At 39.7% G+C, this 24,397-nt stretch carries 25 protein-coding genes; all 25 read right to left on the reverse strand.

Going from position 1 to position 24,397, the window contains the following annotated elements:
- Nucleotides 1-3: 3 nt before the first annotated feature.
- The 25 genes from zwf to atpD all read right to left on the reverse strand — a co-directional run bounded on the left by zwf (nt 4) and on the right by atpD (nt 23,999).
- Nucleotides 4-1,518 (reverse strand): glucose-6-phosphate dehydrogenase, encoded by a 1,515-nt coding sequence (gene zwf, locus QGN23_RS06305; RefSeq protein ID WP_282906147.1) that lies wholly within the window; start codon nt 1,516-1,518, stop codon nt 4-6.
- Nucleotides 1,519-1,558: 40 nt separating this feature from the next.
- Entirely contained in the window at nt 1,559-2,986 is a 1,428-nt protein-coding gene (gene gndA / locus QGN23_RS06310) for an NADP-dependent phosphogluconate dehydrogenase (protein ID WP_317622317.1), read from the reverse strand.
- Nucleotide 2,987: 1 nt separating this feature from the next.
- Nucleotides 2,988-3,611: an HAD family hydrolase gene (locus QGN23_RS06315; RefSeq protein WP_282906148.1), complete on the reverse strand. Its 624-nt coding sequence runs from the start codon at nt 3,609-3,611 to the stop codon at nt 2,988-2,990.
- A 5-nt stretch (nt 3,612-3,616) separates the two neighbouring features.
- Nucleotides 3,617-4,708, reverse strand: coding sequence for a transaldolase (tal, locus tag QGN23_RS06320; RefSeq protein ID WP_282906149.1), 1,092 nt, complete (start codon nt 4,706-4,708; stop codon nt 3,617-3,619).
- A gap of 64 nt (nt 4,709-4,772) precedes the next feature.
- Nucleotides 4,773-5,231, reverse strand: coding sequence for an RpiB/LacA/LacB family sugar-phosphate isomerase (locus QGN23_RS06325; RefSeq protein ID WP_282906150.1), 459 nt, complete (start codon nt 5,229-5,231; stop codon nt 4,773-4,775).
- Between the two features lie 57 nt (nt 5,232-5,288).
- Entirely contained in the window at nt 5,289-7,298 is a 2,010-nt protein-coding gene (gene tkt / locus QGN23_RS06330) for a transketolase (RefSeq protein WP_282906151.1), read from the reverse strand.
- 539 nt (nt 7,299-7,837) lie between these two features.
- Complete coding sequence (locus QGN23_RS06335; RefSeq protein WP_282906152.1) at nt 7,838-8,218, reverse strand: hypothetical protein; 381 nt, start codon at nt 8,216-8,218, stop codon at nt 7,838-7,840.
- Between the two features lie 119 nt (nt 8,219-8,337).
- A complete protein-coding gene (locus tag QGN23_RS06340; RefSeq protein WP_282906153.1) occupies nt 8,338-8,814 on the reverse strand; it encodes a Dps family protein in 477 nt (158 codons plus the stop codon).
- 71 nt (nt 8,815-8,885) lie between these two features.
- Nucleotides 8,886-9,563 (reverse strand): PRC-barrel domain-containing protein, encoded by a 678-nt coding sequence (locus tag QGN23_RS06345; protein ID WP_282906154.1) that lies wholly within the window; start codon nt 9,561-9,563, stop codon nt 8,886-8,888.
- A gap of 11 nt (nt 9,564-9,574) precedes the next feature.
- Nucleotides 9,575-10,540, reverse strand: a complete 966-nt coding sequence (locus QGN23_RS06350; RefSeq protein WP_282906155.1) for an SPFH domain-containing protein — start codon at nt 10,538-10,540, stop codon at nt 9,575-9,577.
- 76 nt (nt 10,541-10,616) lie between these two features.
- Nucleotides 10,617-11,366, reverse strand: a complete 750-nt coding sequence (gene ppk2, locus QGN23_RS06355) for a polyphosphate kinase 2 (RefSeq protein WP_282906156.1) — start codon at nt 11,364-11,366, stop codon at nt 10,617-10,619.
- Between the two features lie 224 nt (nt 11,367-11,590).
- Nucleotides 11,591-12,613: a class I fructose-bisphosphate aldolase gene (locus tag QGN23_RS06360; protein ID WP_282906157.1), complete on the reverse strand. Its 1,023-nt coding sequence runs from the start codon at nt 12,611-12,613 to the stop codon at nt 11,591-11,593.
- 54 nt (nt 12,614-12,667) lie between these two features.
- Nucleotides 12,668-13,051: a hypothetical protein gene (locus QGN23_RS06365; RefSeq protein ID WP_282906158.1), complete on the reverse strand. Its 384-nt coding sequence runs from the start codon at nt 13,049-13,051 to the stop codon at nt 12,668-12,670.
- Nucleotides 13,052-13,079: 28 nt separating this feature from the next.
- On the reverse strand, nt 13,080-15,479 hold the full coding sequence (locus QGN23_RS06370) for a phosphoketolase family protein (protein ID WP_282906159.1): 2,400 nt from the start codon (nt 15,477-15,479) through the stop codon (nt 13,080-13,082).
- A gap of 14 nt (nt 15,480-15,493) precedes the next feature.
- Nucleotides 15,494-16,660: an acetate/propionate family kinase gene (locus QGN23_RS06375; protein WP_282906160.1), complete on the reverse strand. Its 1,167-nt coding sequence runs from the start codon at nt 16,658-16,660 to the stop codon at nt 15,494-15,496.
- A gap of 38 nt (nt 16,661-16,698) precedes the next feature.
- On the reverse strand, nt 16,699-16,863 hold the full coding sequence (locus tag QGN23_RS06380; protein ID WP_282906161.1) for a hypothetical protein: 165 nt from the start codon (nt 16,861-16,863) through the stop codon (nt 16,699-16,701).
- A 408-nt stretch (nt 16,864-17,271) separates the two neighbouring features.
- Nucleotides 17,272-18,165: a F0F1 ATP synthase subunit gamma gene (locus tag QGN23_RS06385; RefSeq protein WP_282906162.1), complete on the reverse strand. Its 894-nt coding sequence runs from the start codon at nt 18,163-18,165 to the stop codon at nt 17,272-17,274.
- Nucleotides 18,165-19,811 carry an alternate F1F0 ATPase, F1 subunit alpha gene (locus QGN23_RS06390; protein WP_282906163.1) on the reverse strand — a complete coding sequence of 549 codons (1,647 nt, stop codon included), beginning with the start codon at nt 19,809-19,811 and terminating at the stop codon, nt 18,165-18,167. Before QGN23_RS06390 ends, QGN23_RS06385 begins: the two co-directional genes overlap by 1 nt.
- Nucleotides 19,721-20,503: a F0F1 ATP synthase subunit B family protein gene (locus tag QGN23_RS06395; RefSeq protein WP_282906164.1), complete on the reverse strand. Its 783-nt coding sequence runs from the start codon at nt 20,501-20,503 to the stop codon at nt 19,721-19,723. The genes QGN23_RS06390 and QGN23_RS06395 overlap by 91 nt, the downstream gene beginning before the upstream one ends.
- A 4-nt stretch (nt 20,504-20,507) precedes the next feature.
- Entirely contained in the window at nt 20,508-20,777 is a 270-nt protein-coding gene (locus QGN23_RS06400; RefSeq protein ID WP_282906165.1) for a F0F1 ATP synthase subunit C, read from the reverse strand.
- A gap of 10 nt (nt 20,778-20,787) precedes the next feature.
- On the reverse strand, nt 20,788-21,489 hold the full coding sequence (locus QGN23_RS06405) for a F0F1 ATP synthase subunit A (protein ID WP_282906166.1): 702 nt from the start codon (nt 21,487-21,489) through the stop codon (nt 20,788-20,790).
- Nucleotides 21,473-21,793, reverse strand: coding sequence for an ATP synthase subunit I (locus QGN23_RS06410; RefSeq protein WP_282906167.1), 321 nt, complete (start codon nt 21,791-21,793; stop codon nt 21,473-21,475). The genes QGN23_RS06405 and QGN23_RS06410 overlap by 17 nt, the downstream gene beginning before the upstream one ends.
- 5 nt (nt 21,794-21,798) lie before the next feature.
- On the reverse strand, nt 21,799-22,107 hold the full coding sequence (locus tag QGN23_RS06415; RefSeq protein ID WP_282906168.1) for an AtpZ/AtpI family protein: 309 nt from the start codon (nt 22,105-22,107) through the stop codon (nt 21,799-21,801).
- 4 nt (nt 22,108-22,111) lie between these two features.
- Nucleotides 22,112-22,501: a F0F1 ATP synthase subunit epsilon gene (locus QGN23_RS06420; protein WP_282906169.1), complete on the reverse strand. Its 390-nt coding sequence runs from the start codon at nt 22,499-22,501 to the stop codon at nt 22,112-22,114.
- Between the two features lie 94 nt (nt 22,502-22,595).
- Complete coding sequence (gene atpD / locus QGN23_RS06425) at nt 22,596-23,999, reverse strand: F0F1 ATP synthase subunit beta (RefSeq protein WP_282906170.1); 1,404 nt, start codon at nt 23,997-23,999, stop codon at nt 22,596-22,598.
- Nucleotides 24,000-24,397: the final 398 nt, after the last annotated feature.

The raw sequence follows: 24,397 nt of genomic DNA on the forward strand, positions 1-24,397 counted from the left end.
TTCTTATTTATTATCTGGTAGGTTGAACCAGTGATAACCGTCTCTTGCAATCAGGGCTTCGGCATTTTCAGGCCCCCATGAGTCTGCCGAATAGTTCGGGAAATTCTGTTCCTTATTTTTTTCCCAGTAATTGAGGATCGGCATAATCAATTCCCAGGCAGCTTCTACCTGATCGGCGCGCATAAACAGCGTTTGATCACCGGTAATAGCATCAAGCAAAAGCGTTTCGTATGCTTCCGGCGAATCTGTTTTTTTACTTGCGGAATAATCAAAAACGACATCTACTGTATTTAAATTCATTTCGAGTCCGGGAACTTTACTCTGCAGTTGAAAACGGATTGCCATATCAGGTTGAATACTGATTACCAAACGATTTTGTTTGGGAGCACCGGATTCTTCCGACAGAAAAATATTGTGTGGGATTTCCCGAAACTGCAGGGTAATTGTAGAAGCTGATTTGAAAAGCCGCTTGCCTGTTCTCAAATAAAAGGGAACGCCTTGCCAGCGCCAGTTATCAACATAAAGTTTAAGAGCTGCATAGGTTTCTGTATTCGAATCGGGATCTACATTTTTCTCTTCTCGATAGCCTAAAACTTCTTTCCCTTCTATCCATCCGGAACTGTACTGGCCTCGTGCGGACATGGTTTCCACTTTTCCAGTTTCAATTTTTCGCATTGCTTTTAAAACATCAACTTTTCTATCCCGAACCTCATCAGCATTAAAGTTTATCGGTGGTTCCATTGAAATAATACAGAGCAGCTGCAACAAATGATTTTGAATCATATCCCGCAAAATGCCGGCATGTTCGAAATAATTACCTCGACCTTCAATCCCAATCTGTTCCGTAACCGAAATCTGAACATGTTCCACATGATTTCGGTTCCAAAGTGGCTCCATAATAGAATTCGCAAAACGGAAAGCCATGATATTCTGCACCACTTCTTTACCCAAATAATGGTCGATTCTGTAAATCTGCGTTTCATCAAAAATACCAAGCAGTTTTTTATTGAGTTCTCTGGCAGATTCCAGATCGATTCCGAACGGTTTTTCTACAATAATTCGCGTAGTGCCAGGATCATTTTCGAGGTTAGCTTTTGATATATTTTCAGCGATTGTACAGAAAAAACGCGGCGCCACGGCGCAGTAATAAATAATAGAAGGCGTTTTCTGCCACTCCTTTTTATATTTATCTATAAGTTTTCCAAAGGGTTTAAATGCTGCAGAATCAGTGATATCAGCATCCTGAAAAGTAATATTTGCAGAAAATCTTTTCCAGTCTTCATCATTTGTTTTACCATTTCGGGAAAACTCGTCGACTGCTGACCGTAAATCATCAATATACTTTTGAACATTCATTTTAGTTGACGAAGTACCAATAATTGCAAAATTTTCAGGCAACCATTTATTGAGAAAAAGGTTGTAAAGCGCGGGCATTATTTTCCGCTTGGTCAAATCTCCAGTCCCGCCGAAAATGATAAAAATAGTGGAATCTGATTTATTTTTTGAGGTCTTTAGCATTTCTTTAATTTTTAAATCTTTGGATTTTTGAACAGATTTTTTAATGGCTGGAATCTTCCCAATCGGTATGAAAAACGCCTTCTTTTCCTTTGAGTTCATAAGTGTGTGAACCAAAAAAGTCCCGTTGCGCCTGAATGAGATTTGCAGGCATTTCTTCATTCCGTACATTATCAAAATAACTCATTGCTACCGCAAAAGATGGTATTGCAATCCCCTGGAGCACGGCATCTGAAATAACAGACCGGACAGAGGGAACACTTTTAAGGAGACTTTTATGAATAGAATCGTCCAGAAACAGATGTTTCAATTTCGGATCTTTTTTATAGGCTGCATAAATATCTTCCAGAAATTCTGAACGGATAATACATCCGCCTCGCCAGATCTTTGCAATCAAATCTAAATTCAGATCATATTTGAATTCTTCATTGGCCCGATCAAGCAGATGCATTCCCTGCGCATAAGCTGAGACCATCGAGAAATAAAAAGCTTCCTCGAGTTTGGCTATATATTCTGTTGTATCAAACTCCGGTTTCTTATCATCAGGATATAGTTTTGACGCTTTAATCCGGAGGTCTTTGTATTTTGAAAGATCACGCATGGAAACGGCAATATCAATCATCGGAATCGGAACGGTTAAATCCATTGCCGCCTGAGAGGTCCATTTGCCGGTTCCTTTTGCTTTTGCTTCGTCTTTAATATCATTAAAGAAAAGATGGTGCGCCCCTTTCTTTTTGTAGGCAAAGATATCACCGGTAATTTCTATTAAATACGACTTTAAACGGCCTTCATTCCATTTTTCAAAAACCGAATGAATTTCTCTGTCTTCCATTTGAAGTCCTTTTTTCATGACTTCATAGGTTTCAGAAATCAACTGCATCAACGCATATTCGATTCCGTTATGCACCATTTTTACGAAGTGTCCGGCAGAGCGTTCACCCATAAAAGCTACCGTAGGTTCGCCATTGACATGGGCCGCAATTTTTTCTAAAATAGGTTTCAGGGTTTCATACGCTTTTTTATCGCCACCCGGCATCATACTCGGTCCTTTTCTGGCACCTTCTTCACCTCCGGAAACACCCATTCCCACGAAATGAAAACCTTTTTTCTCCAAATCTACAAACCGTCGCTCGGTATCGGTGAAATGAGAATTTCCGCCATCAATAATGATATCTCCTTGATCCATAACCTGAAGCAATTCTTCAATAACAGAATCCACTATTTTACCGGCCGGAACCAGAAGCATGACCACTTTCGGACTTTTTAAATTTTGCACAAAATCCTTTAAATCTGGAAAAGCATGAATATTTTCCCGATTCAAAATATTCACCGTATCGACTTTTTTAGCATCGTTATCGTAGCCGGAACAATGGTAACCGTGATCCGCAATATTTTGCAAAAGGTTGGAACCCATGGTGCCCAGTCCGATCATTCCAAAAGAACTTTGATTTTTATTTTGATGTGTCATCATATTATTTTCGTATAAAATGTTCGAGAATATTTTTAGTGGTTTCAAAGTTTTGATGTACAATACTGTTCATTCCCAGCTTTCCAGCCGCATTAACTAACATGGGGCGGTCGTCAAAATAAATGCATTCCTCTGGTTTTACCTGCGTAATTTCTAAAGCGGTCTTAAAAATCCGCGGATCAGGTTTACGATAGCCAACATAACAGGAGGAGAAGAATCCATCAAATAATTCATGTAAATTAAAAGTCCGGATTCGATACTCATTAAGCTCTTTATTTTCATTACTGATGGCAAATACGGGTAAATCGGTCTGTTTTTTCCAGCTCTTAAACCAGGATAACATCTGTGGCAATTCTACCGATTGGGCATACATAAATTTTTTGAATTCCTCTTTTGTAAAATCCCGCGGATTTTCAAATAGTACAGTGTCGAGATATTCATCCAACGAAATACTGCCAATTTCAAAAACATTGTAGATGAAATTGTGCAGGATATTCATTTCGGTATAATCAAAACCAAAAACGTTTGCCGCTTTCTCACGCGATTCATGATCCCATCCGTTCGTTAAAATCACGCCGCCGATATCCAAAAAAACAGCTTTTATTTTTGATGTTTCAAAATCGGTCATTACTTTTAGCTTTCTTTATGTTTTTTACTTTCAATACTTTTCATCAACTTATCGTAGGCTTGAATAAATTTTTCTATTCCTTCGTTTTCAAGTTTTTGGGTAATTTTATCAATATCAATTCCTGTTTTCTCAAGATCTTCCATTGCTTTATTCGATTCATCAAGCTCTTTGGTCAAAGTTTCGGCAACTTTTCCGTGATCACGAAATGCATCGATGGTTTCCATCGGCAAAGTATTGATGGTATCTTTTCCAATCAAATTTTCAACATACAACACATCGCTGAATGAGGGATCTTTTGTGCCCGTACTTGCCCAAAGTACACGCTGTCTTTGCGCTCCCTGCTCTTCTAATTTTTTAAAACGCTCACTGGAAATCATCTCTAAATAAATCTGATATGCTTTTTTCGCCGAAGCGATTGCAATTTTACCTTTCAGACGCTGTGCTCCTTTTTCTTCGAGCATAGGATCGACCATCACATCGATCCGACTTAAAAAAAAGCTCGCTACAGAAGATATCTCCTTTATGGAGTTCCCTTCTTTGAGTCGATCTTCAAGTCCGCCCATAAACGCTTCTGTTATTTCCCGATAGCGGGGAAGTCCGAAAAGCAGCGTGATATTAATGTTGATTCCTTCCCGTAAACATTCCCGAATTGCGACTAAACCTTCTTTGGTTCCCGGAATTTTTATCATGACGTTTTTCCGGTTCACCCGCTTCCACAGATCTCTTACCTGCTCGATTGTTGCGTCTGTATCACGCGCCAAATAGGGCGAGACTTCTAAACTTACAAAACCATTGGTACCGTTGGTTTTATCATATACTGGTTTAAAAAGATCAGCTGCTCTCTGAATATCAGCAATGGCTAAATCGAAAAAAATCGCAGGATTGTTGCCCTCCTTTTTCGAGAGAATTACAATATCTTCGTCGTAGTCTGCACTGCCACTGATGGCTTTTTCAAAAATGGAAGGATTTGAAGTCAAGCCACCAAGGTCATCATTATCAATGAGATCCTGCAACTTGCCGGAGTCCATAATTTCGCGGTCGAGCAAATCGAGCCAGATACTCTGACCTTGTTTTTGTATTTGATTTAATGGGTTCATTTTCTTTATTTTAAAATTAATAAGAATTAAAAATCAATTTAGAAAAGCGACCATTTTTTTAAGATTATTTTTCTAAATTCTGAATTTTGTGGAGTCGCCGCAGATGTTTTTCAGCACCGATAAATCTGGCATTTAAGAACGCCAGAACCAACTCTTCAGCACTTGCATAACCTGTAATACGACCGCCAAGACAAATCAAATTCATGTCATCATCTTCTACTCCCTGATGCGCAGAAAAATACTCTGTAATCAGAGCCGCTCTCACTCCAGGAACTTTATTGGCAGCAATACAAGCACCAACTCCACTTCCACAAATAGCAATCCCCCGGAAAACTGCTCCAGACGCAACTGCTCTTGCTAAAGGAATTACGTAGTCTGGAAAATCATCGGCATTGTCCAGTTCTTTTGCTCCAAAATCCACGGGTTCAAATTGGTTTCTAATTAAAAACCTTTTTAAACTTTCCTTGAGTTCAAAACCACCGTGATCTGCGCAAATTCCTATTTTTAATGATTCGTTGGACATTGTTTTTGATTTAATTGGGATGCGGTCAATAAAAAAAGAAGAACAGGAAAAAAAATCTTAGTCTTTTTTCAAAAGCAAATCCCGTGCTCTTTTCATTACATTTTCTGCAGTGAAGCCGTATTCTTTCATCACTTCATCTCCCGGTGCGGATTCACCAAATTTTTCGATGCCGATAACATCGCCATCATCGGTTGTATATTTCATCCATCCAACGGGAGAACCTGTTTCTACCGCTAATCTCTTTCGAATATTTTTCGGAAAAACCTTTTCTTTATAGGTTGCACTTTGCCTGTCGAATAAATTCCAACAAGGCATACTCACTACTCTCGCCTGAATATTTGCTTTTTTTAATTCTTCCTGAGCTGCCAAAATCAATTGAACTTCTGATCCACTGGCCATTAGAATTAAATCCGGTTCGCCTTCTGAATCAGAGAGAATATAAGCTCCTTTTTCAAGATTTTTAGCTTTGCCATATTTTTTCTGATCGATGACCGGAATTCCCTGGCGGGTTAAAACAATACAAACCGGACCGTCCGTATGTTCGATTGCGACGCGCCAAGCCTGAGCAGTTTCATTGGCGTCTGCCGGACGAATTACCGTCATATTTGGAACTGTTCGCAATCCTATTAATTGTTCGACCGGTTGATGCGTTGTACCGTCTTCGCCTAAACCAATACTGTCGTGGGTATAAACCATAATGGGACGGATTTTCATAATTGCCGCCAACCGAAGAGGAGGTCGCATATAATCTGAAAATATCAAAAATGTAGCACCGTAAGGAATCAGATAATTACTGAGTGCCATTCCATTTAACACTGCTCCCATCGCATGTTCACGGATTCCAAAATGGAAATTACGGCCATCGCGGTGCTTTACTGAAAACGATTGATAAGCAGTGAGATTGGTATCGGTAGACGGTGCAAGGTCTGCGGAACCTCCGATCAACTGTGGAAAAAATTCTGCGATTGCGTTCAAAGTTTTGCTGGAAGCTTTTCTCGTGGCCAATTCTTCACCCGCATCAAATACCGGAAGTTTTTTTTCCCATCCTTCAGGTAATTTTCCTGAAGTAATGTTTTTATATTCTTTGGCGAGTTCGGGATGTCTTTTTTTGTAATTTTTGTATAATTGGTTCCAATCTTCTTCTTTTTTCGCCGATTTCTTTCCGGCCTTCCGGTAAAAATCTAAAACCTCATCAGGAACGACAAAACTTTGATCAGGATCAAATCCGAAATTTTCTTTCACCAAACGAACCTCCTCTTTTCCTAAAGGAGAACCGTGAGCTGCTGCAGTATTGTGTTTGTTGGGACTTCCATACCCAATAATACTTCTGACTTTAATAAGAGAAGGGCGAGCTGTTTCTGTTTTTGCATTTTTAATCGCTTTCGAAATTGCCTCTAAATCATTAATATCGGATACATTTTGAACATGCCATCCGTACGCTTCAAACCGTTTGGAAACATCTTCATCAAAAGCCAAATCGGTGTCCCCTTCTATGGTAATGTGGTTGCTGTCATAGAAATAAATTAAATTCCCAAGACCGAGATGAGCGGCAAGGGAGGCCGCTTCCGCTGAGACCCCTTCCATTAAATCACCGTCGCTACAAATCGCATAAATTTTATAATCGAAAATATTGAAATCCGGCTGATTGTAGCGGTCTGCCATATATTGCTGAGCAATCGCCATTCCCACTCCATTGGCAAATCCCTGTCCCAAAGGACCGGTCGTAACTTCAATTCCGGGAGCGAGTCGATATTCGGGATGTCCCGCGGTAATGCTGTGAAGTTGTCTGAAATTTTTAAGATCATCAAGAGAAATTTTATATCCGGTCAAGTACAAATAACTGTACTGCAACATGCAGGCATGACCACAGGAAAGGACGAACCGGTCGCGGTTAGCCCACTCAGGATTTTTGGGATTGTAATGCATGACTTCCGACCATAAAACATGACCTAAAGGAGCGAGCGCCATAGGTGTTCCGGGATGTCCGGAATCTGCTTTTTGAACTGCGTCAGCGGATAAAACCCGCACGGTATCAATACTTTTTTGAATTAAATTTTTCGTTTTCATTTTTATACTTTTTCTTCTTCCCTTTTTTCTTGGTTTTGTCTTGACTCCTTGACTTTTGCAGAAACTGGATGAGTCATAAAGGTCTGGCATAACTGAAATAGCATATAAACCATGCAAATACGCCCTGACATTTGTAATGCGGCAAATCGACCACGGTTTTATTTCTTCCAATGATCACCATCACTCCGTTTTTTTTAAATAAGATTGAGCATAATAAAGGTAATATTTAATTTGCAGTTCGATTTACAAAACCCAATACCCGACTTACAACATTCACACGTGAATGCTATTTTAGGTGTTTTTCTGTAAGAGATAATGAATATTAAGTAGTAATTAACTAAAACCTAAGAGCAGTGATTTTATTTATTTTCAAAGTACTTTGGTTGTTTTAACAGCTCTTTTTTACGAAGCAATACATCATTAATGATATTGAAAAATTTCTTTTCTTGGAATTAAATTCGGCATCATCACATCAGAATAGTTAAAGTGAGGAGCTTTTGAAGTGCAGATTCAAGAAAAGTAACAGCACATAACAACGGTTACACAGTTTTCCCGAAAATACACCATAAAGCAGTATTCCCAAAAGGCTGAAAAGAAATTGCAAAATACGCTAAAAGAGGGGTATACGGTCTAACACCAACTTTAATCATTAAAACAATTGTTAATGCTTTTAATAATATTGATCCCATTTTATTTGCAGACAATGCAATTAACGTAATAATCAATACCAATATTCCATCCACCAAAATTCCGATGAACGGCAGTTTAAAAGCATGCATTACCCCTCCCAATCCGCATTCATTTAAAGCCCATAAAGCTGTTAAACGTTCTACAGTTTTGGTAGCGTTTATTTCATTTGATTTTAGAAATTCTTCCTGCTGACTTATTTTTTCTGAGGTTAACTGAATGGACTCAGGCACTCTTCAAAGTTCACAAAGGACTCACAACAAAACAGTTATCTTTTAATATAATTGAAATCATTTAAAAGTAAGTTTTTTGTTGAAAAGAAAATCTGTCCGAGGTTACAATTAACCTGTTCTTAATTGAGATGAGCCCGCAGCATCCAGGCAGTTTTTTCGTGATACTCCATCAAGCCGGTAACGTAGTCACTGATTCCTTCTGCTTTCAGTTTATCTGCCATCGGTTTTATATTTTCTCTTAAAAAGATGATGATACTTTCGTGATCCCGCAATAATTCCGCAAAGAGAGACTGGCTGTCATTCTTGTCGAGTGGCTGCTCAGAAAGATGGGTGAGCTGAAGATATTTATGAAGTTGTGCCGGTACATAATGTCCCATACCACGGATTTTTTCGGCCACGGTATCCACGATTCCCTGTTGGTCATTATACAGCTTTTCGAAATATACATGCACGGTGTGAAAATCAGGACCTTCGATATTCCAATGCGCATTCAATGTTTTGGAATAAAGCAGAAATTCATCTGCCAATATTTTTGATAACTGGTCAGTAATTATCTGTTTGTTTTCTTCGGAAATTCCGATGTTTGCATTTTTCATTTTTTTGGTTTTTAAATTAATATTATATGTAGTTTTTTTTAATTAAAGTAGATATAGGGCTTGTAACCGAATTAAGAAGGATTAAATTTAGACTCATCAAAAGCAGGACTGTCTTTGATTGTTTCCGTTGAAATATTCACAAAAATCGTGGCGTTTTCCCACTGAACCTCTGTAATCGTGCTGGTTTTAATGAGAACTTTTGTTCCACCAAACCATTTATGAGTATCTACAACAAGGTATATGATTTGCCAGGTAGTATCGTCGAGGATAAAATCGCTGACATGTCCAAAATCGCCATCAATGGTATGGATCTGATAACCTTTCACATTATCTGTACTTCTTAAATGATCATCTCCTTTATCAGTTGAAGGATCGATGACAGGATCATTATCCATTACTGCTTCTAAACCTCCCACATAAAAGCCGGTGCCATACCATTCCCAGTCATAATGGCCATAAAGTGGCATCGCTTGTTGTCGGGAAACGGGTTGATTTGTATCAATATCCGGGCTGGTTCTGATTTGTTCCGTCGTTAAATTTGTTCGGAATACTTCTTCCTTTGCATCGTTTTGTTTAATGGCTTGTGGACTTATCAGCACCTTTCGGTTAACAAGCCAGTTCCCGGTTTCTACAATAAGATAACGGATCAGCCAATTGGTATCTTCAAAGTAAAACTCTTCTACTTTTCCGATTTCGCCATCTGTCGCTTCCATACGGTACCCGATCAAACTTTTAACATTGCGTTGCATACTTTTATTTTTTAAAGTTCTGATTGTGAAACGGTCTCATCTCCTTTTATCACCTTGGACTTTTCCTGTAATGTATCAGCATTTTCTTTATTCTTTTTTTCCTGACCAATTCCCATTGTTAAAGCCGTTATTCCTGCCATGCTTCCCAATTGCATGGTTTCCACCGCGGAACTTGGCACAATTACAATGGTTGAATTTTCCTTTAATCCTTCATAAAGCATATTCATCGCTCTTAAATGTAAAGCCACAGGATTATTGGTATAAGTAAGCGCCGCTTCTCCAAATTTTTCGGCCACCTGTTTTTCGGAATCTCCAAGAATTACTCTTGCCTGTCTTTCCCTTTCCGCTTGGGCCTGCATCGACATTGCATTCTCTAATGCCGGAGGAATCAGCACATCTTTTACTTCCACGGAATTCACGTGAATACCCCAAGGCTCGGTGCGTTCATCAATAATATTCTGTAGAGTTGCGCTGATCTTATCTCTGCCTTCCAGCATGTCAGAAAGCATGGTCTTTCCTATCACGTCGCGCAATGCGGTTTGAGAAGCCCAACTGATTGCACTTAGATAATCCGCGACCTCAAGAGCAGCTTTTTGCGGATCCATCACTTTCCAAAACAATACGGCATCTACATCAACGGGAACGGTATCTTTGGTCAATGTTTTTTCTGCTTTAAAAGAAGTGGTAATCACTCGGGTATCAATCCAGTAGGGAATAGTATCGATAATGGGTACAATGAAAAACAATCCCGGTCCTTTAAGCGCTTTAAATTGACCAAGACGCAATATCACGGCTTTATCCCAGGGTTCAGCAATTTTTATTGCAGAAGAAACAATGAGCGCAACAATGAAAGTGACCACTATAATAATCGTGGCTTGTAAAAAATCAGAAGTTGAATAGGCAGAAAATGCGCCTATCATTCCGCTTGCTATGATGATGACAAATACGAGTCCGGAAAATAAACTTTTACTTTTCATTTTTAGTATTCTTAAAGATTATTTACGCTTTTCAAGGCCTTTTTCTTATTAACATAAGAAAGAAATTCACCCTCTACTAAAAAAGCTTTTCTGATATGATTTCCGGTGTTGCTGGATTAACCAGTCCGTAATTTTCTGAAAGTAATTTTTCATTTTTATTCTTATATTTCATCCTACTCAAAAGATGCGTAATCAGCGCAATATGTGTTGCCATTTTATTATCTGCATTGACCACGAACCAAGGCGCATTTTTGAAATTTGTTTTGCTCAACATGATATCGCGGGCATCAGAATAATCTTTCCAGTATTTTAGTGCGACCTCATCTATAGGACTGATTTTCCATTGTTTCAATGGATCTGTCTTCCGGGAATCCAATCGTTTTTGCTGTTCTTCTTTGCTGATGTCCAGATAATATTTCAAGATGATGAAACCGGCATCAGCCAGACCATTCTCAAATAAATCGACTTCGGTGAAAAATGACTTATATTCTTTATTCGTGCAAAATCCCATTACTTTTTCGACACCGATTCGGTTGTACCAACTTCTGTTAAAAAGAACAAGTTCACCGGAAACAGGCAGATGAGCCGTGTAACGCTGAAAGTACCACGCCCTTTCCTGAAAATCTGTAGGTTTGCCCAACGCCACTACAATTGTTTCGCGGGGACTTAGGTGTTTTATAATTCTTTTGATCGTTCCGTCTTTACCGGCCGCATCCCGTCCTTCGAGTATAATCAGGAGTTTAAGATTTGAGGCAATAACCTCTTTTTGCAACTTTACCAACTCTATGAAAAGCCGATGCAGGATTTTTTTCTTTTTCTTTATCATTTTAATCAAACTTTACTCGCTATTATTATGCTCCTTTTAATTCATAACATTAAAGTTCTAAAAATCAAATAGAGAAACCATTACACAACTTCGCAAAGAAATTATACCATTCCCACCTTTACAATGCATTCTTATTTGTTCCGCTAGAATATGCCTGGAGATTTGAGTTCGCTTGCTTTTCTAATTGGACTTTTTTTGATGTAAAGAGTAAATCATTTACTCATTTATCGACTTTCCATTGATAAAACATATTCACCACGGCGCGCTGCAGCAGCAATTCTTGCATGGTGATTTAATAATTTTTGTGCTTCTTCGACATTTGACTGCTCACCTTTCCAGGCATCCAATGCGGGCTGCTGAATTGCTCTTGCAAAAGAAAAAGCAACGACCCAAGGAAGCCGGTCTTTAAAATTTGTATTGATGGCATTCAGATGTTCAGCGGCCAGCTGAGGTGATTGTCCGCCGGATAAAAACGCAATGGCAGGAACCGAAGCAGGAACCGAAGAACGCAGGCAATTGACCGTTGCTTCCGCGACTTCATCAATACTGTTCTGGATCGGACAACCTTTGCCGGCAATAACCATATTTGGCTTCAAGATGATTCCTTCTAAATCAATTTTAAACTGATACAATTGAAAAAAAAGGTTTTTTAATACTTTCTCTGTTACTTCATAACATCGCTGCATGGAATGATCTCCATCCATCAAAACTTCAGGTTCGACAATCGGTACCATATCTGCCTCCTGACATAAAGCTGCGTATCTCGCCAAAGCATGAACATTCGCGTTAATACAGGCATCGGTTGGGATGCGGTCACCGATTGTAATTACGGCGCGCCATTTCGCAAAACGGGCTCCCATTGTTTTGTATTCCTTTAAACGTTCGCGCAAACCATCTAAGCCTTCTGTAACCAATTCATTTGGAAAGGCCGCCAGGGATTTGGCGCCCATATCTACTTTGATTCCGGGAATAATTCCGGCATCCATAAGCACTTGCGCCATCGGTTCACCAGCATCGGTTTTTTGCCGGATGGTTTCATCAAATAAAATAGCACCACCAATGCTTTCGTTCAAACCGGGGGTAGTCACAATAAGTTCGCGGTATTTACGGTACATCTCGCCGGTTTGCGGAATCCCGGCTGCTTCAAAACGTTTTTTACAGGTTGGTGTACTTTCATCCATCGCAAGAATACCTTTACCATTGGCAAAAATCTGGTCAATCGTATCTTTCAATATTGGCGTATTCATGTTTTATATGTTTAATGGTTGTAAATGGTTGTAAATGGTTGTAATTGTCAATTTTTACCACTCTTTAGAAAAGTATTCCCTGACAAAATCATGCTCCTGATTCTCCGACATTTTATCGGTTGGTATTACCTCAAATTTTATTTTAGAAAAAAGGTGATTCTTACCTAAAATATTCAATAGTTCAGTTTTAGCGTCGGTAGGACCGAACAATAATACACTATCATAATTTCTGATGATTTCACCCAATTCTTTGTAATATTGAGAGTTATCGTGCTGTTCCGTATTGTGCATCGTCTTTTCGCTCATATCGGGAGATTCTACTTTTTCAGCTTCAGTATAGTGTGAAGTCAGCACCTTTGTTACCATAGGTTCGGCATATTCCATCAAGTGGGCATGTGAATGATCCATCCAGATGCCTAATCTATTTTTTGTTTCCATTGTTGTTGAATTTTTATGATTTTTAAAATTATTTTGCTTTATCTATGTTATTCCATTTCCAGTTAAGAATTTCAGGCAGATCTTTCCCATGTTCACTCACATAATGTTTATGCTCTATCAATTTGTCCTTCAATTGCTGTTTCAGATAATCACCTTTGCTTCCTAAACTCGGCAAACGGTCGATGACATCGATCACAAGGTGAAAACGGTCAATTTCATTTTGTACTCTCAGATCAAAAGGAGTGGTAATCGTGCCTTCTTCTTTATAACCTCTTACATGAAGTTTGGTATTTGTGCGCCGGTACGTCAAGCGATGCACCAACCACGGATACCCGTGAAAATTGAAAATAATATGTTTGTCTTTGGTGAAAATAGAATCATAATCCTGATCATTCAATCCGTGTGGATGTTCAGAACTGGATTGTAATTTCATGAGATCGACGACATTCACCACTCTTATTTTAACATCAGGAAGATGTTCCCGTAATATGGAAACCGCAGCCAGGGTTTCAAGTGTTGGGGTATCACCGCTACAAGCCATTACGACATCGGGTTCTGAACCCTGATCATTACCCGCCCATTGCCAGATCCCAATACCTTCGGTACAGTGAATCACTGCTTCATCCATTGTAAGCCATTGTGGAAGCGCATGTTTACCGGCGACCACCACATTTACATAATGCCGGCTGCGAAGACAGTGATCGACAACAGACAGCAAACAATTGGCATCTGGTGGCAAATAAACCCGCACGATATCAGCCTTTTTATTCATCACATGACCCAGAAACCCGGGATCCTGATGCGTAAAACCATTGTGATCCTGCTGCCATACGTGAGAGGTCAGCAAATAATTCAACGAAGATATCTTTCTGCGCCAAGGCAGTTCCAGAGTGACCTTCAACCATTTGGCATGTTGGGTGAACATGGAATCAACAATGCGGATAAAGGCTTCATAACAATTAAATAATCCATGTCTGCCTGTAAGTAAATAACCCTCCAGAAAACCTTCACATTGATGTTCGCTCAGCATAGAATCCACGACTTCCGCAGAAGGGGACAAAAATTCATCATCCTTTTCGGTTCGCGCCTCCCATTGGCGATTGCTTGTTTCGAAAATTGCTCCTAAGAGATTAGACAGGGTTTCATCCGGACCAAACACCCGAAAATTATGATGATCACGGTTCAGCGTAATGACCTCTTTTAAAAAATATCCCAGCACCGTCGTATCAGACGCTTTTATTGCTCCGGGTGAAGGAACGTGCACCGCATGATCGTGAAAATTCGGCATGTGAAGATCTTTTAAAAGCACCCCTCCGTTCGTATGTAAATTGGAGCCCATCCGATAATTTCCTTTTGGAGCTAATTCAGAAAGTTCTTTGTTAAGCGTTCCATTTTTATCGAATAACTCTTCAGGCTTATAGCTTTTCATCCAGTTTTCTAAAAGCTTTACATGATCAGGATGATCGGCATCGACAAGAATTGGCACCTGATGAGATCGGAACGTCCCTTCAATTTGTAATCCATCGATTTTTTTCGGTCCCGTCCAACCTTTAGGTGATTTAAAAATAATCATCGGCCATCTCGCACGGGTATTATCGTTATTTGTTCTTGCATTTTTTTGAATAGCGTGAATATCACCGATCACTTTTTCGAGGGTAGATGCCATCAACTCATGCATGGTTAATGGATCATCACCTATTACGAAATAAGGATTCCATCCGCAACCTTTAAAAAAATGCTCTAATTCATCATCTTCAATCCGTGCCAATATTGTTGGATTGCTGATTTTATAGCCATTTAAATGAAGGATCGGCAAAACAACACCATCGGTAATAGGATTTAAGAATTTATTTGATTGCCAGGAAGTTGCTAAAGGACCTGTCTCTGCTTCGCCATCACCAACCACGCAGGCAACAATTAAATCAGGATTATCGAAAGCTGCACCAAAAGCATGACTTAAGGAATAGCCCAGTTCGCCACCTTCATGAATCGAACCCGGCGTTGTTGGAGCCACATGACTTGAAATTCCACCGGGAAAAGAGAATTGTTTAAATAGATTTTTTAACCCCGCTCCGTCTTGTGTTACATTCGGATAAACTTCAGTCCAGGTTCCTTCCAAATAAACATTTCCCACGATAGCCGGACCGCCATGACCAGGACCGGCAATGTAAAACATATCGAGATCGTATTTTTTGATGATCCGGTTGAGATGTACATAAATAAAATTTTGTCCTGCCGTTGTTCCCCAATGTCCAACCACCAGAGGTTTTACATGCTCCAGTTTCAGCGGTTCCTTTAATAATGGGTTGTCATATAAATAAATCTGCCCCACGGACAAATAATTGGCCGCGCGCCAGTACGCATTTATTTTTTGCAATAATTCAGGCGACAGAGTTTTTGTGATTTTATCTTTAGCTTCTGTTTCCATACTATTTTCTGAATTTAATTCAATAAAGAATTGACCAGCTTTGCAATCATTAATTCTTCGTTGGTTGGGATGACGAATACTTTTACTTTACTTTTCTCTCGGGAAATGATTGTTCTGTTGTTCATATTGTTAATCTCATCCAGTTCGATTCCGAGGAATTCGAGTCCGTCGCATATTTTACACCGGACTTCGGGAGCATGTTCTCCAATTCCGCCTGAAAAAACCAAGACATCCAGACCTTCGAGTACCGCCGCAAATGAGCCGATCCATTTTTTTGTCTGATAAGAAAACAAATCGATTGCCTCAGCGGCCCGGCTATCAGTCTCCTCGATATCCATTAGCTGCCGCATATCACCACTTGTTTCCGATATTCCCAACAACCCTGATTCCTTATTGATGAGATGGTTAAAACCTTTTGCCGAAAGATTTTCATATTTCATCAAATACCAGGAAACACCAGGATCCAAATCGCCGGTGCGTGTGCTCATCGGCAATCCCGATGTCGGTGTAAAACCCATGCTCGTATCAAGACTTTTACCATTTTTCACTGCCGCCAAACTTGCTCCGCTGCCGAGATGTGCCAAAATTATTTTGCTTTTTGCCGTTTCTTCGTCGGTTAACCTTTCGAGTTCACTCATTAAATAGGTATAGGAGATTCCATGAAAACCGTATCTGCGGATCCCCATTTCATAATAGCGTCGGGGAAGAGTTAATAATTTTGCAATCCTGGGCATTGAGGTATGAAAAGCAGTATCGAAACATGCGATTTGTTTCATGGCGGGATAACGCTTCTTAAATATTTCTATCAGCATAATTTCTTCAGGCAAATGTTCGGGGTCAAAGGCGCTTATTTTTTTTAATTCATTCAAAAGGTCATCTGTTATTATTTCCGGTTCGGTGTACGCCATTCCATGGACAATACGATGGCCTATTGCTTTAACTGAAGCAAAATCCTGTTGCTGCTCCAGCCAATTGATCAGATAATTTGCGGCCTGACCATGATCTTTGGCTTCAATAGTCCAACTTTTTTTTTGCGGGTCAGCAACAACGGTGAAATTCAGTTGCGTGTTTTCAGTTCCAATATTTTCTATCGCACCAAAAAGCACCTGCTCAAGTGGTTTCTGAATTCTGTATAAAGAAAATTTGATGCTGGACGAACCTCCATTAACAGATAATATCATGGTATATTATTTATGCTGATTATTCCTTTATCCGCGATCTAATGCGTAAAATCTTCAAAATCGTTGTCTTCCTTCATGGGTTTAGGATAATCATTATCTAATTCTTTCTCAAATTCCTTTTCATCTTTTTGATTACGGATGATAAGAAATACAATTAATGCAATTGCAAAAATTCCAAATATTATCAAAATTAACCAGTTCATTGATTTGATTTTTAAGTGATTTTAGTGCTGACAAATAAACTTTATGCTAAATATTTCTGAATTTAAAAATCAATTGTCACCGTAAAAAACGGATGGTTCTTCCGCACAAACAGGTACTATTCAAAACCCGGTTTTTTCACCAAAACGATATTTGAAGTCTGCGCAATAACGCGTTTAAAACCTTTCAAATCCCAAGATTATAAAGGTAGGATTTCAACTTACTACGGGAATTATACAATCTGATCTATAACTTACATTATTCTCACTTGGAAAGTTTATCATTAACGGTAAAAAGCTGTGTTAAACTAAAGGGCGTTTGACTTCGTCGGATCTTCGGTTTCGATGAAGTAAGTTCGCGAAGACTTTACAATAGTACTCATTACGGATATCATAATTTATTTTAATGATTTACGGTGAGTCTTCAATTAATGCTTCAAATCCTGAAACGACATCAAATAATTCTTCATCGATCGAACTTTGGCGCAGGCAGTGGTATTTTTTATGGAGATCATCTAGGAGATCGGCGATGTTTTTTTCAGCTCTCTGCATGGCGTCCAGGCGGCTGGCATTTTCACTCGCCAAAGATTCAACGCAGGCTTTAAAGAGCGTCGCAAAAAGATAACCATTAATCAATGCAACCAACGTCGGTTCTGAAGCACCGGCGATTTGCGGATGCAATTTAGTAGGCCACTGAATTTGCTGTAACGTATTTTTCCACGTGGAATCTAAAGGTAAAAAACGCTGCATAACAGGGGTATATCCTGAATCGGATTTTGGTTGATTATGGAAAATAAAAAAAGTAGAAATTTCTTGCTTCTGCTGATTTTCTCTGCTTTGTTTTAAAATTTCAGTTACCAATGGAGTCACGGCGTTAATGTCACTGGGAACCGGATATAATTTTGAAGTATTAAAACCCTGATCCGACAAAAGCAGTTGAACGCGATCGCCAACTACCCAAAACTCCTTTTTGCCCGGAACCTCTTTCAGTGAAGCTGACACAAAACTTGCCATTTCATCATTAAATTGAGCTACCAATCCCTGATCGGAGCCAAATACAATAGCGCAGACGGTTTCTACTGATTTTGGTTGGTGCTCATTTGGATCAACAATTCCTTTAATATGCTCTGCCTCAAAATAGGCGATAATACCTAATGCGATGGTTTGGTAATAATCATCCAACGATCTTACGGCCGTTTCGTATTGCACAATTTTCGACCCTGCCAAAGCTTTCATTGCCCTTGTTACAGATTTCAGATCTTTAGCACCTTGTATTTTATTGCGTAAATTCTCTAAAGTGTCCATTACTTTTTATTTTGGTCAGCATCGGTTTTCGGTTTCTCTTGAAATGGCACCAGTATCGTTTGGGCGATCTTCAAAATGGTCTTGGTGTCGTTGTCATCAAGTTTTTTGTTTGACAGAATACGCTCTTGAATTTCATCGGGAATCATTGCACTGCTTTTCAGAAGTGCATCTTCTGCGTCCTTTATTTTTTCGATCGGAACGGTATCCAAAAAGCCTTCTTTTAAAGGAAGAAGAATGAAAATCTGTTCAAAAGCAGTTAGTTGCTGAAACTGTTCCTGTTTGAGACATTCGCGGATCCGTTTACCATGTTCGATGGTTTTGCGCGTGTTATCATCAAGTCGAGTCCCAAAGCGGGCAAAAGTTTCTAACTCTTCAAACTGCGAATATTCCAGCTTCAACTTCGAAATAGCAGCGTAAGCATCCAATTGGGCTTTATCACCAACGCGCGAGACCGATTTGCCCACATCCACCGCCGGCAAAAGCCCTAACTCAAAAAGTTTTGGTGAGAGATAAATCTGTCCATCGGTAATTGAAATTAGATTTGTCGGAATATAAGCCGAAATATTCTGGGCTTCGGTTTCGATAATAGGCAATGCCGTAATGGAACCACCTTTTAGTGGGTCACTTAAATGAGTAGCCCGTTCCAGCAGTCGGGAATGGATGTAAAAAATGTCACCTGGGAAGGCTTCACGACCCGGAGGTCTCCTTAACAGCAACGACAGTTCCCGGTACGCTCGCGCATGATGGATCAAATCATCATAAACGATGAGCACATCTCGGCCTTCCTCCATAAAATATTCTGCAATACTCGTAGCAGCGTAAGGTGCTATATATTCGATTCCCGGAGAATCATTCCCCTCGGCGACTACGACAATCGAATATTCCATAGCGCCTTTTTCTTCAAGGCGGGCAATCACGGTAGCGACTGCCGAGGCCCGTTGTCCGATGGCACAATAAATACAAACGACGTTTTTATCGTATTGGTTCAAAATTGCATCAATGGCTATGGCCGTTTTACCGGTCCCGCGATCTCCAACAATCAATTCCCGCTGACCGCGACCAATAGGAATTAATGCATCAATTACTTTTATTCCGGTTTGCAGGGGAACCGATACGGCGCTACGATCCATAATACCAGGCGCTGGTCTTTCGATAGGTAATCTTTTATCATATTGAATTCTCTCTTTGTTATCTAAAGGCTGACCTAAAGGATCAATTACTCTTCCAATTAAGGAATTGCCCACTGGGATATCCATCACTCTTCCTGTTCGTTCCACTTCATCTCCAGCTTTGAAACAGGAGTCTTTGCCCAAAAGAATAACCCCGATTTCCTCTTCATCCAAGTTATAGGCGATTCCAAAAAGTCCGTTCTGAAATTGCAGCAATTCTTCAAAACCTACATTTGGCAGACCAGAGACTATAGCAATTCCAGTTGCTACGCTCGTTACCATACCTATTTCACGAAGTTGCAGAGAAAAGCTGAAGTTTTCTATTCCCTTATCGATTTGTTTAAATGGATCAATTTGAGTCGGATTAATTTCAAGTGCTGACATGGTTATTTTTTTTCTGGCGGTGGCGTGCTCTTTTCTTTTGCTTCTGAAGAAATATGTTTTTGCAGTTCGGTGAGATATTCTGACAAACTCCACGACATTTTATAACCATTGGCTGAAAGTTCGATCCCACTTATTAATTCGGGCGCAGTCTTAAACTGCAACTCAGTTTTTATACTGAGCAGTTCGTTGACCGCATTGGCGATATCAGCTTTTTCTTTTTCGGGGAGATCAAATGCACTTTTCACCAAAATTGCTTTTGTATCCGTTTTTAAAGCCTCCCTAAAATGTTGTTTCTCCTCGTCTTTTGCCATACTTAAATGTTTGATAAATGCATCTACAGACTGCACTTCTAAGCGAACTGAAGCAATTTCTGTAAGCGCTTTCCTGACAATGGCAAATACCTGTTCATGCGTATTTTGGGCAAGGTCTTTTTCATTTTGATGCTGTTGCTCTTTAAATACTTTTTCCATAGAAGAGCTTAAATCATTGGCTTCTGTTTTTGCAGCCGCTATCAACTGCTGCTTCTTTGCATTAGCATCTTCGACCGCCTTAGCCAGCAAGTCTTTTTTCTGGTTCTCAAAATCTTCATTTTTCTTTTTGAAATCATCCTGTTCTTTCTGGGCTTCAGTTTTTTGCGCATCAGCATCCTTTAATTCCTCACTGATTTTTTTTTCCCTTTCGTTTACAGCATTGAGTATGGGTTTATAAAGAAATTTCTTGAGCAACCATACCAAGACCAAAAAATTAATCACTTGCGCAATTACAGTGAACCAGTTAATATTCATAATGTTACTTTGCTACGATGTGAGTCCAAAACGGATTGGCAAAAATGAGGATCATCGACACTACAAAACAGTAGATGGCCGTAGATTCTATCATCGCCAATCCTACAAATAATGTTCTGGTAATTATTGGTGCAGCATCTGGTTGCTGTGCAATTGAACTTAGTGCAGCTGCTACGGCTTTTCCTTCGCTTATTGCGGGCATCATACAGCCAACAGATGTTGTTAAGCCTGCTGTAATAATTGATGCTATTGCAATTGAGGTCATACTGTCCATTTTTATTATTTTATTTATTAGTCGGGACTTTAGGTTCAGAGGGTTCGTTTTCGTTCCGAACTGCGGCAGCAATATATACGGTGGCGAGAACACTGAAAATATAAGCCTGCACCGTACCTGTAAGTAAACCTAATACCTTCATTATTACCGGAAAAATGAAAGGTGAAATACTTAGTAGAATTGCCACGATCATACCGCCACTCATCATGTTACCAAATAATCTTATTGCTAAAGCCAGCGTGCGCGAAACTTCACCTATGATATTGAAAGGAAGCATCAACCACGTGGGCTGTAAAAATGATTTGAGATATCCCATAAATCCACGTTTGCTGATCCCATAAAACGGAACTGCCAGAAACACACATAAGGCCAATGCAGTGGTTGTGGAAAGCGATGCAGTGGGCGGCGTATAACCTGGTAAAACAATACCGATATTAGAAAAGCCGATAAAGAGAAATAAAGTACCAATAAAACCTATATATTCTTCAGGCTCATTCAGGCCCACTTCTTTAATTTGCTGATTAATTCCGGTTACAATCATTTCTAAAAAACATTGCCACCGGGAAATCTGAATATCGGTTTTCAGTTTTCGGGTGACCAGTATTGCGCAAACTGCCAGCAAAAGCATGACTCCCCAAGTGGTCACAAGGGTAAGGTTGATGGTGACAAAACCATACTGCCAGAATACCGTTTGATCAGGACTGAGTTCCATGTAATTCTTCTTTATTTAAATTTACCTGTTTAGCGTCTATTATTTTGGTAACAAAAAGCACCAGGAATCTTGCTGCTACAAATCCAAAAAGGCACATTAAAAGTCTTTGCCAATTATTGTTCCCGATCATATAAAATCCAATCATGGTAATGCTTATACGCACGAAAAGGCTGCTTAGAATTAAGAGCGCCGGTGATTTTGCGCTGACCGATTTCTTGACTGTGATCCAGAGCCCACCGAAGAAGATAATTCCCAGTACACCTCCTGCCACAAAAACAAGTACCATTGTTATTATATCATTCATTACTGTCATTTTTTATGTATTTCTTCATCCTCATTATGTACCCAGTATCCTGCTATGCCGATTCCCGTTACGAGACCTGCCAACAGCAGGGATAATGTCCAGGAAAAATTCTGTGGGTAGGATTTATCTAACCAAATACCGATTGCTGCTCCTGCCAATGTGGGTACTGCCACTGACCAACCGACCAGACCCATCATTCCCAGACCAAACCATACTCCATTTTTATCACGCAAGGCTTTCAACTTCCGTTGTTCTTTTTTAGAGACTTCATCACTAAAAAAACCTTCTTTTTTATCAGGGTCGGTCAACTTCATTTTTTTATTGATTACGAAATTTATCAAAGCTGTAAACAAATCCTACTTCCAGTTTTGCTATGACGGATTTATTTTCGAATTCAATTTCATTCTGACTGTTAAATTCACTTTTTAGGAGTTCACTAAGTTTGCCCAAATCTGTACCGCCGAAAGCATTATGTACTGATACCAAAACCTCAGCTCCTGCTTTTACTAATATCCCCTGATCTACCGCCACATAAATATCCTTCTGGTCAGAAGTGGTGTACGTTAAAATACCTGGTACTAAAGCAGCCACACAATCTAATCTTTGCGGCAAAAGACCATAAAAACCTTCACTCGTTTCTATTACCATCCTCTTAACATCTTTGATATGGGCGAATATTTCATAAGGAAGAAGTATCTTCAGGTTCATTGCTTTTACTTTTTTGAATTGATGACGGACTTCTCAGCGCCTCATTTGTTTGTAGATCTAGCACCGTATCCGTTTTCTTGTTTGCTTTCGGTAGTTAGTTATGTTTGTTAGCGTTCATTTCCGGCTTTTTGATTTCATCTATAGAACCAATCATATAAAAAACACTTTCCGGTAGGTCTTTAAATTCATCGGCCAGGATGCGTTCGCAACCCTCCAGAGCCTCCTCCAGACTCACCTGTTTCCCTTCGATTCCGCTAAACTGCTCCGTGGCGAAAAATGGCTGGGTGAGAAAACGTTCCAGTTTTCGTGCACGATTCACCACATTTCGGTCTTTTACCGACAATTGCTCCATACCCAACATGGAAATGATATCTTTTAATTCCTCATACTGTGCTAATGTTCGCCGGATCTGCTGTGCCAGATTGTAATGTCTTTCTCCAATAATTTCAGCAGTGGTCATTTTTGAATTAGACTGCAAAAAATCGATAGATGGATATAAGCCTTCACCGGCTTTTTTTCTTGAGAGCGCAATAGATGCCGAAAGATGTGAGAATGTATGTACCGCAGCGGGATCCGTCAAATCGTCAGCAGGAACATATACGGCCTGTATTGAGGTGATGTCTCCTGAACTGGTATAGGCAATACGCTCTTCCAGTTCGGAAAGCTCTGTTCCCATGGTCGGTTGGTATCCCAGTCGGGACGGCATTTGCCCCATCAAGCCGGAAACCTCCATTCCTGCTTGGATAAACCTAAAAATATTATCAATCAGCAACAGAACATCACGGTGCTCCTCGTCCCGAAAATATTCCGCCATCGTTAAAGCAGCATGTCCTACACGAAAACGTGCTCCAGGCGGCTCGTTCATCTGCCCGAACAACATTACCATGTCTTTCAGCAGATTCGCATCTTTCATTGTGTTATAAAGTTCATTCCCTTCCCGGCAGCGTTCGCCAATTCCGCAAAACATACTTACCCCTTTGTCATTACCTACCATATTGTGAATAATCTCAGTAAGCAAAACGGTTTTCCCAACACCCGCCCCGCCAAATAAGCCCGCTTTGCCACCACGTTCTAAAGGAATCAGGACGTCGATGGCTTTAATACCGGTAATAAAAACTTCTGACTTGGTTGCGCGTTTTGCCAGTGGTGGCGGTGACTGATGAATAGTTTTCCAGCGGACATCTTTTGGTGACTCCTGATAATCAATTGGATTCCCGCAGACATCAAACATTCGCCCCAAAATCGTTTTGCCTACCGGAACCAAAAGTTGCTTGCCAGTGGACACTACCGCCATACCGCGCGCCAAACCTTGTGTTGGATGTAATGAAACGCCACGCACATGATTACCGTCAAGTTGGGTATACACCTCAATTTTAACTTCATTATCCTTTCCTTTAACCAATAAAGTATTGATTGCCGGTAAATTATTTTGAAAAAAAACATCCACCACACTGCCGCGTATCCTGGTTATCTTGCCGATATTGAGATTTGTATCCACGATAAAAGGAATATTTTATTACTTTTCAGCTTAAGTTAAAAAGCCATCGTTTCCAAGATTGTTTTTAAGCTTGCACTCATAAAATATCGTCAATCTTGGATTACCTTTTACATTATTTCCTTATTTCTAACGTTCTGGGTAATAGGATTTTTTTTTAAAGAGTATTGAAAATCAAATGTAAAGTTGGCTCATAATAATCTGAAAAGCGTTGCAGTATCTGGGATTAAGTTTATAAATTTCACACTAAGAACCTGTTTAATTTTTATTCAATAAAATTTTATGGCGGCTAATGGGACCTTATTTTCAGAGGTATATATAATGAGTTCATCATTTCCAGACCATTTCTGTCAATATCAAACCAAGAAAATGCACGTTCAATAATCCATTTTCCAGAGATG

This window comes from Chryseobacterium gotjawalense (assembly GCF_030012525.1).
In the GTDB taxonomy this organism is placed as follows: Bacteria; Bacteroidota; Bacteroidia; order Flavobacteriales; family Weeksellaceae; genus Kaistella; species Kaistella gotjawalense.